Annotated in this window: 10 protein-coding genes; all 10 read left to right on the top strand. The window is 73.2% G+C overall.

All coding sequences use genetic code 11. The annotated features are described in order from the left end of the window. Nucleotides 1–46 precede the first annotated feature (46 nt). The 10 genes from rsmH (at nt 47) to ACN263_RS20915 (ending at nt 13,499) form a co-directional block, all read left to right on the top strand. Nucleotides 47–1,153 carry a 16S rRNA (cytosine(1402)-N(4))-methyltransferase RsmH gene (gene rsmH / locus ACN263_RS20960; protein WP_422740770.1) on the top strand — a complete coding sequence of 369 codons (1,107 nt, stop codon included), beginning with the start codon at nt 47–49 and terminating at the stop codon, nt 1,151–1,153. After that, nucleotides 1,150–1,755: a septum formation initiator family protein gene (locus ACN263_RS20955; protein WP_422736068.1), complete on the top strand. Its 606-nt coding sequence runs from the start codon at nt 1,150–1,152 to the stop codon at nt 1,753–1,755. Before rsmH ends, ACN263_RS20955 begins: the two co-directional genes overlap by 4 nt. A gap of 3 nt (nt 1,756–1,758) precedes the next feature. After that, on the top strand, nt 1,759–3,987 hold the full coding sequence (locus tag ACN263_RS20950) for a peptidoglycan D,D-transpeptidase FtsI family protein (RefSeq protein WP_422736067.1): 2,229 nt from the start codon (nt 1,759–1,761) through the stop codon (nt 3,985–3,987). A gap of 52 nt (nt 3,988–4,039) precedes the next feature. Further along, entirely contained in the window at nt 4,040–5,602 is a 1,563-nt protein-coding gene (locus ACN263_RS20945) for a UDP-N-acetylmuramoyl-L-alanyl-D-glutamate--2,6-diaminopimelate ligase (protein ID WP_422736066.1), read from the top strand. After that, nucleotides 5,599–6,996, top strand: a complete 1,398-nt coding sequence (locus ACN263_RS20940) for a UDP-N-acetylmuramoyl-tripeptide--D-alanyl-D-alanine ligase (protein ID WP_422736065.1) — start codon at nt 5,599–5,601, stop codon at nt 6,994–6,996. Before ACN263_RS20945 ends, ACN263_RS20940 begins: the two co-directional genes overlap by 4 nt. Beyond that, nucleotides 6,993–8,117 carry a phospho-N-acetylmuramoyl-pentapeptide-transferase gene (mraY, locus tag ACN263_RS20935; protein ID WP_422736064.1) on the top strand — a complete coding sequence of 375 codons (1,125 nt, stop codon included), beginning with the start codon at nt 6,993–6,995 and terminating at the stop codon, nt 8,115–8,117. Before ACN263_RS20940 ends, mraY begins: the two co-directional genes overlap by 4 nt. A 489-nt stretch (nt 8,118–8,606) precedes the next feature. Continuing rightward, nucleotides 8,607–10,019 carry an FtsW/RodA/SpoVE family cell cycle protein gene (locus ACN263_RS20930; protein ID WP_422740769.1) on the top strand — a complete coding sequence of 471 codons (1,413 nt, stop codon included), beginning with the start codon at nt 8,607–8,609 and terminating at the stop codon, nt 10,017–10,019. Then, nucleotides 10,019–11,125, top strand: a complete 1,107-nt coding sequence (murG, locus tag ACN263_RS20925) for an undecaprenyldiphospho-muramoylpentapeptide beta-N-acetylglucosaminyltransferase (protein WP_422736063.1) — start codon at nt 10,019–10,021, stop codon at nt 11,123–11,125. The genes ACN263_RS20930 and murG overlap by 1 nt, the downstream gene beginning before the upstream one ends. Beyond that, nucleotides 11,122–12,684: a UDP-N-acetylmuramate--L-alanine ligase gene (gene murC, locus ACN263_RS20920; protein ID WP_422736062.1), complete on the top strand. Its 1,563-nt coding sequence runs from the start codon at nt 11,122–11,124 to the stop codon at nt 12,682–12,684. Before murG ends, murC begins: the two co-directional genes overlap by 4 nt. Continuing rightward, the gene (locus ACN263_RS20915) at nt 12,681–13,499 is read left to right on the top strand and encodes a cell division protein FtsQ/DivIB (protein ID WP_422736061.1); all 819 of its coding nucleotides are present in this window, start codon (nt 12,681–12,683) and stop codon (nt 13,497–13,499) included. The genes murC and ACN263_RS20915 overlap by 4 nt, the downstream gene beginning before the upstream one ends. Nucleotides 13,500–13,614 lie beyond the last annotated feature (115 nt).

Below are 13,614 nucleotides of genomic sequence, written 5' to 3'. Positions count from 1 at the left end.
AGCAGGCGCGCGAGAAGAACGGACGTTTCAACCAGTGGGGGTCATCATGGGGGAGTTGCGCGGCACGCACGTGCCGGTGCTGCTCGAGCGGTGTCTCGAGCTGTTGGCCCCCGCGCTGGGTCGAGGCGGCCGGACGGTGCACGTCGACGCGACGCTCGGCCTGGCCGGGCACGCGGAGGCGGTGCTCGAGGCGCATCCGGAGACCGTCCTGATCGGGCTCGACCGGGACACCGAGGCGCTCGCCCACGCACGGGTGCGGTTGGCGCGGTTCGCCGACCGGGTGCACCTGGAGCACGCCGTCTACGACGAGCTGCCCGAGGTGCTCCAGCGGCTGGGTTATCCGGGCATCGACGGGATCCTGTTCGACCTGGGTGTCTCGTCGCTGCAACTGGACGCGCCCGACCGCGGGTTCGCGTACGCGCAGGACGCGCCGCTGGACATGCGGATGGACCAGACGCGGGGGGTGACCGCCGAAGAGGTGGTCAACACGTACGCCCATCCGGATCTGGCCCGGGTGCTGCGGGTGTACGGCGAGGAGAAGTTCGCCGGTCGGATCGCCTCGGCGATCATCCGGGAGCGTGAACGCGCCCGGATCACCTCGTCCGCGCGACTGGCCGAGCTGGTCCGGGAGTCGATTCCGGCACCAGCCCGACGAACGGGTGGGCACCCGGCAAAGAGAACGTTTCAGGCTTTACGGATCGAGGTAAACAGAGAACTGGCAGCGCTGGAGACAGCGCTGCCGTCCGCGCTCGACGCACTGACCGTGGGCGGTCGCATGGTGGTCCTGTCCTACCACTCGCTGGAGGACCGGCTCACCAAGGCGGCGCTCGCGGACCGGGTCCGCAGTAAGGGCCCGGTCGACCTCCCGGTTGAGCTGCCCGGGTCCGGTCCGACGTTCCGGCTGCTCAGCCGGGGCGCCGAACTGCCCGGGGAGGCGGAGGTCGCCGCGAACCCGCGCGCCGCCTCCGTGCGGTTGCGGGCAGCGGAACGGCTCGATCCGGACGAGGCAGGAAAGGGGCGGACCGACCGCGAACGGTCCCGCCGACGAGTGAAGGCGATGCACCAACCGGGGACGGGGTCGACAGGATCCGTGGGGGATTCGGCGACGCCGGCGGACGGCAGAGGGACGGATGTAGAGGGGGAGGGGACATGAACATTGACAAGCGCGACCGCCGGGACGTCACCGGCGGCGGGCAGCGCGCACCGCGGTCGGGGGGCCGGACCGCGGCGGAGCGAGCCCCGCGCGTGGGGAACGGTACGCCACGCATCGATCGGGTCAACCGGCAGGGGGAGGCTCGCGCCCGGGGGGCGCGCGAGTTCCCGACCCAGGGCAGCGCCGCGCTGCGCCCGGCGGAGAAGTCCGGCACCACGGCGAGCAACCGGCCGCCGCGGCTGCGGGTGGCGCCACCGCCACCGGTGTCGGTGCCGCGCGCGCCGTTCGCGGCGCTGATCGTGGTGCTGGTCGTCGGCGGGGTGTTCGGCATCCTGGCGGTCAACACCAAGATCAATGAGAACGCGTTCCGGTTGGAGAAGCTGCAGCAGCAGCAGGCCCGACTGGACCTGGAGAAGCAGCAGCTCGACAAGCAGATCGCCGACGCCAAGGCGCCGGGGAACCTGACCGCCGAGGCGCGTCGGCTGGGTCTGGTGGAGTCCGGGGAGCCGGCGTACATCCGGATGCCGGACGGCAAGCCGATCGGCGTGCCCAAGCCGGCGACCGGCGAGCAGTCGGTCACCAGCCAGGGTGCGGGAGGCTGACCGGTGCCACCGAGGTCGGACGAGCCGCGCCGGGACCCCACGGAGTCCCGGCGCGGCTCTGCGCGGGACGCCGCCGACGCCGAGTCCCGTACCGGTGAGCCGGGGATCGGCGGCATCTCCGGCGCCCGGGCGTACACCCCGCGGGGGCGGACGGTCCGTGAGGAGCGCGGCACCCCCGCGCGCGGCGGGAACGCCGAGCAGCGGCGTACCCCTCGGGGCAACACCCGGTCCGGCGATCCGTTCCGGCCCGCGCTGCAGGTGCTCGACGGCGGCCGGGCCGCCGCCCGGTCCGGCCGGCGGGACGCTCCGGCGGCCGGTCGCGGCGGAGTCGTGCGCACCGTCGCGCCACGGACCCCGCGCGGCGTGCCCGGAGACGTGCCGCCGCCGCGTCGCCGCACCACGCCCCGCGCGCCCGGTCGCGGCGACCGTCCGGCGGCCCGCCGACCGTCCCGCAAGCCGCCCCGCCCGCCGAAGCTCGCCGACCCGCGGCTGCGGCTGCGCCTGGGCACCGTGCTCACCCTGGCGCTCTTCGTCGTCATCGGGGTGCGGCTGATCTTCCTGCAGGCGGTCGACACCCCCGCCTACGCCGGTGGTGGCGTCGCCGACCGGACCCGCACGGTCGAGCTGCCCGCGCCGCGCGGCGCGATCTACGACTACCGCGGTGAGCCGCTGGCCCACAGCGTCGAGGCGCGGTACGTGTTCGCCGACCCGACGCTGATCGAGGACCGGACCAACCCTGGCTGGATCGGCGCCGACGCCACCGCGAAGGCGCTCTCCCCGCTGCTCGGCATCCCGGCGTCGAAGCTCGTCGAGCTGATGAAGCCCCGCAAGCTGGAGAACGGCAACGCGTCCCGCTTCGAGTACCTGGCCCGGGGGGTGGAGATCCCGACGGCCAAGCAGGTGCTGGCGCTGGACCTGCCCGGCATCGGCGTGCACCGCGACGAGCGCCGTGAGGTGCCCGGCGGCGACCTGGCGGCCAATCTCATCGGCTTCACCACTCAGGACATGGACGGGCTGGAAGGGCTGGAGGCCCGCTACGACGACCTGCTCTCCGGGCAGGACGGCCGACGGGTGTACGAGGCCGGCCTCGGTGACCTCGCCGCGCCGATCCCGGGCGGCTACAGCAAGACGACTCCGGCCAAGCCGGGCAGCTCGATCACGCTCACCATCGACCGGGACCTGCAGTTCCGTTGCCAGCAGATCCTCAGCGCGGGGATGGCGGGGCAGAAGGGCGCGACCGCCGCGGCCGTGATCATCGACGTCGCCACCGGCGAGGTGCGGGCGCAGGCCAGCCACCCGACCTACGACGCGGCGAAGCCGACCCCGAGCGATCCGGTCGCCCGGGAGGACGCCGCGACGAGCTTCGTGGTCGACCCCGGGTCGGTGCACAAGGCGATCACCTACGGCGCGGCGCTCCAGGAGGGGGTGATCACGCCGGACACCACGCTGCCGATCGCGAACAGCATCAAGATGGGCGACACCTGGTTCTCCGACACACACCCCGCCAACGGCAAGAAGATGAGCATTCCGGGAATGCTGGCCTTCTCGTCGAACGTCGGCGCGATCACCGTTGCCGACAAGCTCGGCCGGGACCGGCTGATCGACTACCAGAAGCGGTTCGGGCTGGGGCAGCCCACCCGCGAGGGCCTGCCCGGCGAGGCCAGCGGTCGACTGCTGCCGGCCGAGGAGTGGAGCGGTTCGTCGTACGGGTCGGTGCCGATCGGGCACAGCGTCGACGCCACGCCGTTGCAGATGGCCGCCGCGTACGCCGCGATCGCCAACGACGGCACGTACGTGCAGCCGCACCTGGTCAAGGAGACGATCGGCCCGGACGGCAAGCGCACTCCCGCGCCCGCCCCCGTCACCCGTCCCGTGCTCAGCCCGCAGAACGCGGCGGCGCTGCGCACCATGCTGGAGGCGGTGACGACCGTCGAGGGGGCGACCGGCACCCTGGCCGCGGTCCCCGGCTACCGGGTCGCCGGCAAGACCGGCACCGGCTGGCGTCTGGTCGACGGCAAGAAGCAGCCCGGTGAGGTGTCCTCCTTCATCGGCATGGCCCCCGCCGAGAAGCCCCGGTACGTGATCGCCGTCTTCGTGTACGCCCCCGGTGGTGGCGGCGCGGCCATCGCCAACCCGGCTTTCCGGGAGATGATGCAGTTCACGCTGCGTCACTACCGGGTGCCGCCGTCTCCGAGTGGTTCCGCACCGAAGTTCGTGGTCTATCCGCGCTGAGCAGCGGAGGCGCGCCATCATCGGTGAGTGCCGACGAACCACCGGGGCGGCTGTGCGGCCGGAACCGGACGACCGGGTAGGGTCTGACGCCGTGCCCGGCAATCCACGTCCACGTACCGTGACCGGCGTCCGGCTCGGTGACCTCGCCGTCCGGCTCGCCGTCGACCTGCCGGCGGACGCCGCCGACGTGGTCGTCACGGGTGCCACCCACGCCAGTCAGGACGTCCGCCCCGGCGACCTGTACGCGGCCCTGCCCGGTGCCCGCCGGCACGGCGCGGAGTTCGCCGTCGGCGCGGCCGAGGCCGGTGCGGTGGCCCTGCTGACCGACCCGGCCGGCGCGGAGCTGGCGGCGGCGAGCGGCCTGCCCGCGCTGGTGGTGCCCGACCCCCGCAAGGTGCTCGGCGAGCTGGCCTCGGCCGTGTACGGCGACCCGACCGCCGACCTGACCGTTATCGGCATCACCGGCACGGCCGGAAAGACCTCCACCGCGTACCTGGTCGAGTCGGGGCTGCGCGCCGCCGGACACACCACCGGGCTGATCGGCACCGTGGAGACCCGCCTCGGTGACCTGGTGATCGACAGCGTGCGGACCACCCCGGAGGCGACCGACCTGCACGCGATGCTGGCCACCGCCCGCGAGCGTGGGGTCACCGCCGTCGTCATGGAGGTCTCCAGCCACGCCCTGGCCATGGGTCGGGTCGGTGGGGTGCGGTTCACCGTGGGCGGGTACACCAACTTCGGCTCCGACCATCTGGACTTCCACGCCGACAGCGCCGACTACTTCGCCGCCAAGGCGCAGCTCTTCGACGGTCGGTGCGCGGTCGAGGTGCTCAACCGCGACGATCCGGCGCTCACCCCGCTCTACAAGCCGGCGACGGTCAGCTACTCGGCGGCCGGCGACCCCACCGCGACCTGGTGGGCCGACGGCGTCGACGGCGAGGGGTACGCGCAGCGGTTCACCGCCCACGGCCCGGATGGCGTGCTGGTGTCCGCGAAAGTGGCGCTGCCCGGCCGGCACAACGTGGCCAACGCGCTGCTGGCCATCGCCGCGCTGGTGGGCGCGGGGGTGGACCCGCGGACCGCCGCCGACGGTGTGGCCGCCTGCGGTGGCGTGCCCGGTCGCCTGCAGCTGGTCGACGTCACCGGTCCGGTACGCGGGGTCGTCGACTACGCGCACAAGGCGGACGCGATCGTGGCGGCGCTGGCCGCGCTGCGTGAGCTGAGCGCCGGCCGTCTGATCTGTGTGATCGGCGCCGGCGGGGACCGGGACCGGGGCAAGCGGCCGGTGATGGGCGCCGCCGCCGCCGAGGGGGCCGACGTGGTGCTGGTGACCGACGACAACCCGCGTACCGAGGACCCGGCCGAGATCCGCGCCGAGGTGCTGGCCGGGGCGTACCGGGCCGGCACGGCCACCCGGATCATCGAGGTGGCCGGTCGCCGGGACGCGATCGACGAGGCGGTCCGCCTGGCCGAGCCGGGCGACGTGATCGCGCTGCTCGGCAAGGGTCACGAGCGCGGCCAGGAGGTGGCGGACCAGGTGTTCCCGTTCGACGACAGCACCGAGCTGGCCGACGCGCTGCGGGCCCGCTTCTCGGACCGGGCGGGTCAGCGGTGATCGCGCTCACCCTGGCCGAGGTGGCCGCGGCCGTCGACGGGCGGCTCGCCGCCGCCGACCCGGACAGCACCGTCACCGGCTCGGTCGAGTTCGACTCGCGCAAGGTCGGACCCGGTTCGCTCTTCGTGGCGTTCCCGGGGGAGAAGGTCGACGGGCACGACTACGCGACGACGGCCGTCGAGGCCGGCGCGGTGGCCGTGCTCGGCACCCGCGAGGTGCCCGGGGTACCGATGGTGCTCGTCGACGACGCCCTGACCGCGATGGGTCGGCTGGCCCGCGCGGCGGTGGCCCGGCTGCCCGAACTGACCGTGATCGGGGTGACCGGCTCGTCCGGCAAGACCACCACGAAGGACCTGATCGGGCAGCTCACCGCCCGGCTCGGCGCCACTGTCGCGCCGCCCGGCTCGTTCAACAACGAGCTGGGTCACCCGTACACGGCTCTGCTGGCCGGGCCGGACACCCGCTACCTGGTGATGGAGAAGGGCGCGCGGGGCATCGGGCACGTGCGTTACCTGTGCGAGCTGGTGCCGCCGCGGATCTCCGTGGTGCTCAACGTCGGCACCTCGCACATCGGCGAGTTCGGCTCGCAGGAGGCCATCGCCCAGGCCAAGGGCGAGCTGGTCGAGGCGCTGCCGGCCGACGGGCTGGCGGTGCTGAACGCCGACGACCCCCGGGTGGACGCCATGGCGAGCCGCACCCGGGCACGGGTGGTCCGCTACGGCGAGGCGGCGGACGCCGACCTGCGCGCCGAGGACGTCACGCTCGACGAGCGGGGGCACCCGTCGTACACCCTGGTCACGCCGGAGGGGCGGGCCGCCGTGCGGCTCGCGCTGACCGGCCGCCACCAGGTCGGCAACACGCTCGCCGCCGCCGCGGTCGCCCGCGAGCTGGGCATGCCGCTGGCCGAGCTGGCCACGGCGCTCGGCGAGCTGGGGCTGAAGTCCACCCGGCGGATGGACGTCTTCGACCGACCCGACGGGGTCACGGTCATCGACGACTCGTACAACGCCAATCCGGCCTCGATGGCGGTCGCCCTCCGGGCGCTCGCCAGCCTCGGTCGGGGGCGGCGTACCGTCGCGGTGCTCGGTTACATGGCCGAGCTGGGCCCGTTCGAGCGCGACGGCCACGCCGAGGTCGGCCGGCTCGCGGCCGAGCTGGGTGTCGACCGGCTGCTCGTGGTGGGCGAGCCGGCCGCGCCGATCCACGAAGGCGCGACAGCGGTAGCGAACTGGGGAGGAGAGTCGGTGCTGCTCACCGATCAGGCGGCGGCCGTCGAGGTGCTGCGGGGCGAGCTGGGGCCGGGCGATGTCGTCCTGGTCAAGGGCTCGCGGTACCGGACCTGGGAGGTGGCCGACGCCCTGCGCGCCGACGCCGCCGGGGAGGCCAGTCGATGAGGGCCATCATCGTCGCCATCGGGGTGGCCTTCGTCGTCTCGCTGTTCTGCACCCCGATCGCGATCAAGGTGTTCACCCGGCTCAAGGCCGGCCAGCCGATCCGGACCGACGGCCCCGCCATGCACCAGGGCAAGAAGGGCACGCCGACGATGGGCGGCGTGGTCTTCATCCTGGCCACGGTGATCGCGTACGTGGCCGGCCACCTGGCCCTCACCACGCTGCCGGACGCGCAGATCGCCCAGGTGGAGCCGACCATCACGGCGCTGGTGCTGCTGGGGCTGATGGTGTTCTCCGGCGCGGTGGGCTTCCTCGACGACTTCCTCAAGGTGCGCAAGCGCAACAGCGCGGGCCTCAACAAGCGCGGCAAGCTGCTCGGCCAGATCCTGGTCGGCGCGGTCTTCGGGGTGATCGCGCTGTGGTTCCCGAGCACGATGACCGATGCGACGGGTAAGGCCACCAACACCCAGACCGTGGGCAGCACCACGCTGAGCTTCATCCGGGACATCGACTTCCTGGAGGTCAGCAAGGTCGGCGCGGTGATCATCTTCATCTTCGTGGTGATGGCCGCGACGAACGGCGTCAACCTCACCGACGGCCTCGACGGTCTGGCCACCGGCGCGTCGGTGATGGTGCTCGCCGCGTACGCGCTGATCGCGTTCTGGCAGTACCGCCACTGGTGCGCCGACCCGAGCTACACCCAGCCGTACTGCTACGAGGTCCGGGACCCGTTGGAGATCGCGCTGATAGCCGGGGCCGCCGCCGGGGCCTGTGTGGGCTTCCTGTGGTGGAACACGTCCCCGGCCCGGATCTTCATGGGCGACACCGGCGCGCTGGGGTTGGGTGGCCTGATCGCCGGCATGGCGATGTCCACCCGCACGATCCTGCTGCTGCCGATCATCGGTGGGCTCTTCGTGATCATCACGATGTCCGTGGTGATCCAGATCATCTCCTTCCGGACCACCGGAAAACGGGTGTTCCGAATGTCCCCCCTGCAGCACCACTTCGAGTTGGCCGGTTGGAGCGAGGTCAACATCGTGGTCCGGTTCTGGATCATCGCCGGCATCGGCGTGGCCATCGCCCTGGGCCTGTTCTACAGCGAGTTCCTCGCCAACATGACCTGACCTGACTTGACCGCCCGCCCCGGCCCGCCCAGGTGCAGGCCGGGGCGGGCGTGTTGCTGGGCACGAGCGGGGACAGGGGCTGGGTGGCCCGGGTGGTCGCAACGTCCTTTGCTCTGCTTCAACCCACGCAACAGTTCGGTCCCGCAAGTGTCGCGTCCGTTGAAGCAGAGCAAAGGACGCGGTGGGGATGGCCGCCCCCCGCCCCCGCCGCGCGCACTGCCCGCCGCGCGCACTGCCCGACACGCCCGGTGCCGCGTTGTGGACCTGTCGGGCGCGCCGAGCGGTGATGATGTCCGGGTGGGGGAGGAACGAGAAATCGAGGACAGGACAGTCGGCCGGCCGCGCCGGCCGTCGACCGTGGAAGCGGGACGCGGCACCGAGGTCGGCAAGCAGCCGGACGAGACCCGCGGCGCGGAGCCGGGTGCGGTACGGCGGGACGTGACAGCGGAGACGCCGTCGCCGCTGCGCGGGCTGGACGCGGCCGGTGGCCTGGCCGCGCTGCGGGGTCTGCTGGACCGACCGCTGGCGTCGTACTACCTGCTGCTCTCCAGCGCCGGCCTGCTGCTGCTCATCGGGCTGACCATGGTCTTCTCGGCGACCAGCGTGAAGGACTACGCCGAGGACGGCAACGCCTCCGCGTCGGTGACCAAGCAGGCCATCTTCGCGGTGATCGGCATCGTGGCGTTCTGGGCGTGCCAGCGCCTGCCGGCCAGCACCTACCGTTCGCTGGGTCGGCCGCTGCTGGTCACCTCGGTCGCGTTGCTGCTGCTGCTCAACCTGCTGGTGGCCTACGGCCGGCTCACCCATCAGAAGTCGGTCGTGTTCGGTCCCGTCGAGGCGCGGCTGAACTGGCTGTTCATCGGCGGCATCCAGGTGCAGCCGTCCGAGTTGGCCAAGTTCGCCCTGGTGCTCTGGGGTTCGCACGTCATCGCCCGCAAGGGGGCCGCGCTGGGCTGGTGGCGGGAGTTGGCCACCCCGCTCTTCCCGGTCATGGGCCTGCTCTTCGTCCTGGTCGGCTACAACGACACGGGCACCATGCTCTGCCTGCTGGCGCTGGTCGTCGGCCTGCTCTGGGCCGCCGGGGTGCGCGCGCGGGTCTTCGGCGCGCTGACCGCGGTCGGCCTGCTCGGCGTGGGCCTGCTCATCGCCGTGGCCTCGCTGGGCGCGGGGTCCGGCGAGCGCGGCGCGGAGAACTACCGGCTGGCGCGGCTGACGTCGTTCATCAACCCACCCGACCCGCAGGAGTGCAAGCTCGACGGCTGCCTCCAGCTCTACCAGGGCCGGCTGGCCATCGAGCACGGCGGCTGGTTCGGCGTCGGTCTGGGCAAGAGCAGCCTCAAGTGGGACTGGCTGCCCGAGGCGCACAACGACTTCATCTTCGCAATCATCGCCGAGGAGTTGGGCGTGATCGGCTGCGTGGTCGTGCTGAGCCTGTTCGCGGTGCTCGCGTACACCGGTCTGCGGATCGCCCGGCGGGTCGACGACCCGTTCCGGCGGCTCGCCGCCGCCGCCGTGACGACCTGGTTGGTGAGCCAGGCGGTGATCAACATCGGTGGGGTGGTCGGGCTGCTGCCGATCACCGGCCTGCCGCTGCCGTTCATCTCCGACGGCGGAAGTGCCCTGGTCGTGACGTTGGCGGCGATCGGGATGCTGGCGTCCTTCGCCCGCGCCGAACCCGATGCGGCCAGAGCACTGCATGCCCGTCCGCCGGCCCGGTGGGTCCGACTACTCTGGGCCCCGTTGCCGCCGCTTCCCGGTCGGCGTCGCCGACCGGCGACGCCACCGGCGGCCCGAGGGCCCGTGCCCCGGTCGCGGGAGCGGCGGAAGGACGACCAGGCCGCGCCGCGCGGTGTCCGGCAGGGCCGGAGCCGGCAGGGTACGGCGAGCGAGAGGAGACGCTGATGGGTCCGCTGCGTTCGGTGGTGCTCGCGGGAGGTGGCACCGGTGGGCACGTCTACCCGCTGCTCGCCTTCGCCGACTGCCTGCGCCGACACGACCCGGGCGTCCGGATCACCTGTCTCGGCACACCCAAGGGCATGGAGAACGACCTGATCCCGCCGCACGGCTACGACCTGCGGCAGATCCCGGCGTACCAGCTGCCCCGCTCGGTGAACATGAACCTGGTCCGCACCCCGGGCCGGATGTGGACCGCGGCCCGCGCGGCGGGCAAGGTGATCGACGAGGTGCAGGCCGACGCCGTCGTCGGCTTCGGCGGGTACGTCTCGGTGCCGGCCTACCTGGCCGCGTGGCGGCGTGAGCTGCCGATGGTGATCCACGAGGTGAACGTGCCGCCGGGCGTCGCCAACCGGCTCGGCATGAAGTTCACCAAGAACGTCGCGGTCGGTTTCCCGCACCAGCCGAGCCAGGCCGAGTCGCTGCGGGACGCCACCGTGGTCGGTGTGCCGCTGCGTCGCAGCATCGCCGCGCTGGACCGGTACGCGATGCGCAACGCCGCCCGCGCCCGGTTCGGCCTCCGTCCGGATCTGCCGGTGCTCTTCGTGGCGGGTGGCTCGTCCGGCGCCCGCTCGGTCAACCTGGCGGTCTCCGGCGCGGCCAAGGAACTGGCCCGCAACGGGGTGCAGGTGCTGCACGTGATGGGCGCCCGCAACGAGCCGGTGCCGATCCCCACCGACCTGCCGGTCCCGTACGTGACGTTGCCGTACCTGTCCGAGATGGAGCTGGGCTACGCCGCGGCCGACCTGATGCTGGCCCGGGGCGGGGCGATGACGGTCGCCGAGGTGGCCGCGATCGGCCTGCCGACGATCTTCGTGCCGTACCCGCACAGCAACCAGGAGCAGCGGCGCAACGCCCTGCCCGTGGTGGAGGCCGGCGGCGGTCTGCTCGTCGACGACGCGGAGCTGACCCCGGACTGGCTGGAGCGGGCGGTCATCCCGCTGATCCGCGACCCGCAACGGCTGTACGCGATGGGCGCCGCCGCGTCCGCTTACGGGCGGCGTGACGGTGACGAGGCGCTTCGCTCGTTCGTCCTCGAGGCGGTGGCCCGATGACCGCGCAGTTCACCCCGGCCGGCACGCTGACCGCCGAGGACCTGGGCGCGGTGCACCTGATCGGGGTGGGCGGGGTGGGCATGCTCGGCGTGGCCCGGCTGCTGCTCACCCGGGGCATCCAGGTCTCCGGCAGCGACCTGCGCGAGTGGCCGTCGCTGGCGGGTCTGCGGGCGCTCGGCGGCACCATCTACCTCAGCCACGAGGCGTCCAACCTGGACGGGGTGGACACCGTCGTCTACTCCTCGGCCATTCCGAAGGACCACCTGGAACTGGTCGAGGCCCGACGTCGCGGCCTGCGGGTGCTGCACCGCTCGGAGGCGCTCGCGGCGGCGATGACCGGCCGCCGGGCGATCGCGGTCGCCGGCACGCACGGCAAGACCACCACGACGTCGATGGTGACGATGGTGCTCCAGCAGGCCGGGGTGGACCCGTCCTTCGTGATCGGCGGGGAGATCTCCGAGGTCGGCTCGGGCGCCCACCACGGCACCGGCGAGCACTTCGTGGTCGAGGCCGACGAGAGCGACCGCTCGTTCCTCATCTACCGCCCGTACGTCTCGATCATCACCAACGTCGAGCCGGACCACCTGAACACCTACGGCGACTACGCGACGCTGGAGGCGGCGTTCGCGGAGTTCGCGCGCCTCACCGACCCGAACGGGTTCATCATCACCTGCGCCGACGACCCTGGTGGCCGGCGGCTGGCCGCGACGCTGCGCGCCGAGGGACGGCGGGTGTTCACCTACGGCGCGGCCGAGGACGCCGACCTGCGACTGACCGAGATCGCCTCCTCCGCGCGCGGGGTGCGCTACCTGGCCGCGATCGACGGACGGTCGCTGGGCGAGTTCCGGCTACCGGTGCCGGGCCGGCACATGGGGCTCAACAGCGCCGCGGCGGTGCTGACGGCGTACCTGCTCGAACTTCCCCTCGAAGCGGCGGAGGCCGCGCTCGCGGTCTTCCCCGGCGTGCGGCGGCGCTTCGAACGCAAGGGCGTCGCGGACGGCGTGCTGGTCTACGACGAGTACGCCTACCACCCGACCTCGATCACCCTCGCGTTGCAGACGCTGCGCGAGGTGGCCGGGGACGGGCGGCTGATCGTCGTCTTCCAGCCGTACCGGCTGTACCGCACCCGCGACAACCAGGCGGAGATCGCCGAGGCGCTGGCCATCGCCGACGAGGTGGTGCTGCTGGAGGTCTTCGGGCCGGGCGAGCTGCGTCAGCCCGGCGAGGGTTCGGCGGCGCTGATCGCTGCGGTGGACCTGCCCGCCGACCGTAAGGTGTTCGTCGACTCCTGGGAGGCCGTGCCGGGCGAGGTGGTCCGTCGGGCCCGTTCGGGCGACGTCGTGGTGACCATGGGCGCCCCGCCGATCTCGCTGATGGGGGACGAGCTGCTGGCCGCCCTGGGGGCGCGTACCGCCGACTCCGCGCCGACCGCGACCGTCGAGGAGCTGGCCACCGCCCCGGCGATCGGCCAGCCGGTGCCCGGCGGGTCCACCGCCGGTGGCGACGGGGCGGCCCTCGGTGCCGCCGCACCGGACGGCGCGGCGCCCACGGCCGGATGAGCCCCGGCCCCGCCCGCGGGCGGACCAGCCCGTCCGACGGCGGCGCCCCGCGGCGCGGTCCGGTCCGGCGGTGGCAGCTGGTCCGGGCCGGCAGCGACGCGGTGCCGGCGTCGACCCGCCGGTTCATGGCCCGCGCCCGGCAGCGCCGGATGCGGGCGGCGTTGCCGTGGGCGGTGGCCGCCGGGGTGTTGGCGCTGCTCGGACTTATCGCCTGGACGGTGCTCGGCACCGGCCTGTTCGGGGTCCGGTCGGTCACCGTGCAGGGCGCCAAGCTGGTCACCGACGTGCAGGTGCGCGACGCGGTGGGGGTTGCCGACGGGGTGCCGCTGGCCCGGGTGGACCTCGCGGCCGCCGCCCGTCGGGTCGGTGGGTTGGCGCCGGTGGAGCGGGCCACCGTGTCACGGGACTGGCCGGGCACGCTGGTGGTGAAGGTGACCGAGCGGACGCCCGTGGCGGTGGTGCCGCAGGCGGACGCGTTCGCCGTGATCGACCGTACCGGCGTGGCGTTCCACACGGTGGCCCGCCGTCCGGCCGGGCTGCCGCTGGTGCGGGTGGTCCGGCCCGCCGCCGCCGACCCGGACACCCGGGCCGCGCTGGAGGTCCTCGGCGCGCTGACACCACAGTTGCGGGCCGAGCTGGTGGACGTGAGTGTGGAGGGTCTGGCCCGGATCAGCCTGCAGCTGCGGGGTGACCGCACCGTCGTCTGGGGCGACGCCACGCGGAGCGCGGACAAGGCGCGGGTGGCCACCGCTCTGCTCGGTGAGGACAGCGAGCGGATCGACGTGAGCGCGCCGGACGTGGTGACCTTCCGCTGACCGGGTGGGTGGCCGGGGACGTGACGAGTCGCGCTCCGGTCGGCGACACGCCGATCGGGTCCTTGGCTCATCGCGCGGCGGCGCTTACGTTGCCCCGAAGAGGATCAGTGGTTGA

This window comes from Micromonospora sp. WMMD729 (assembly GCF_049315225.1).
Taxonomy (GTDB): domain Bacteria; phylum Actinomycetota; class Actinomycetes; order Mycobacteriales; family Micromonosporaceae; genus Micromonospora.
The sequence above is the reverse complement of the archived record's forward strand: the minus strand, read 5'-3'. Positions and strand labels throughout refer to the sequence as shown.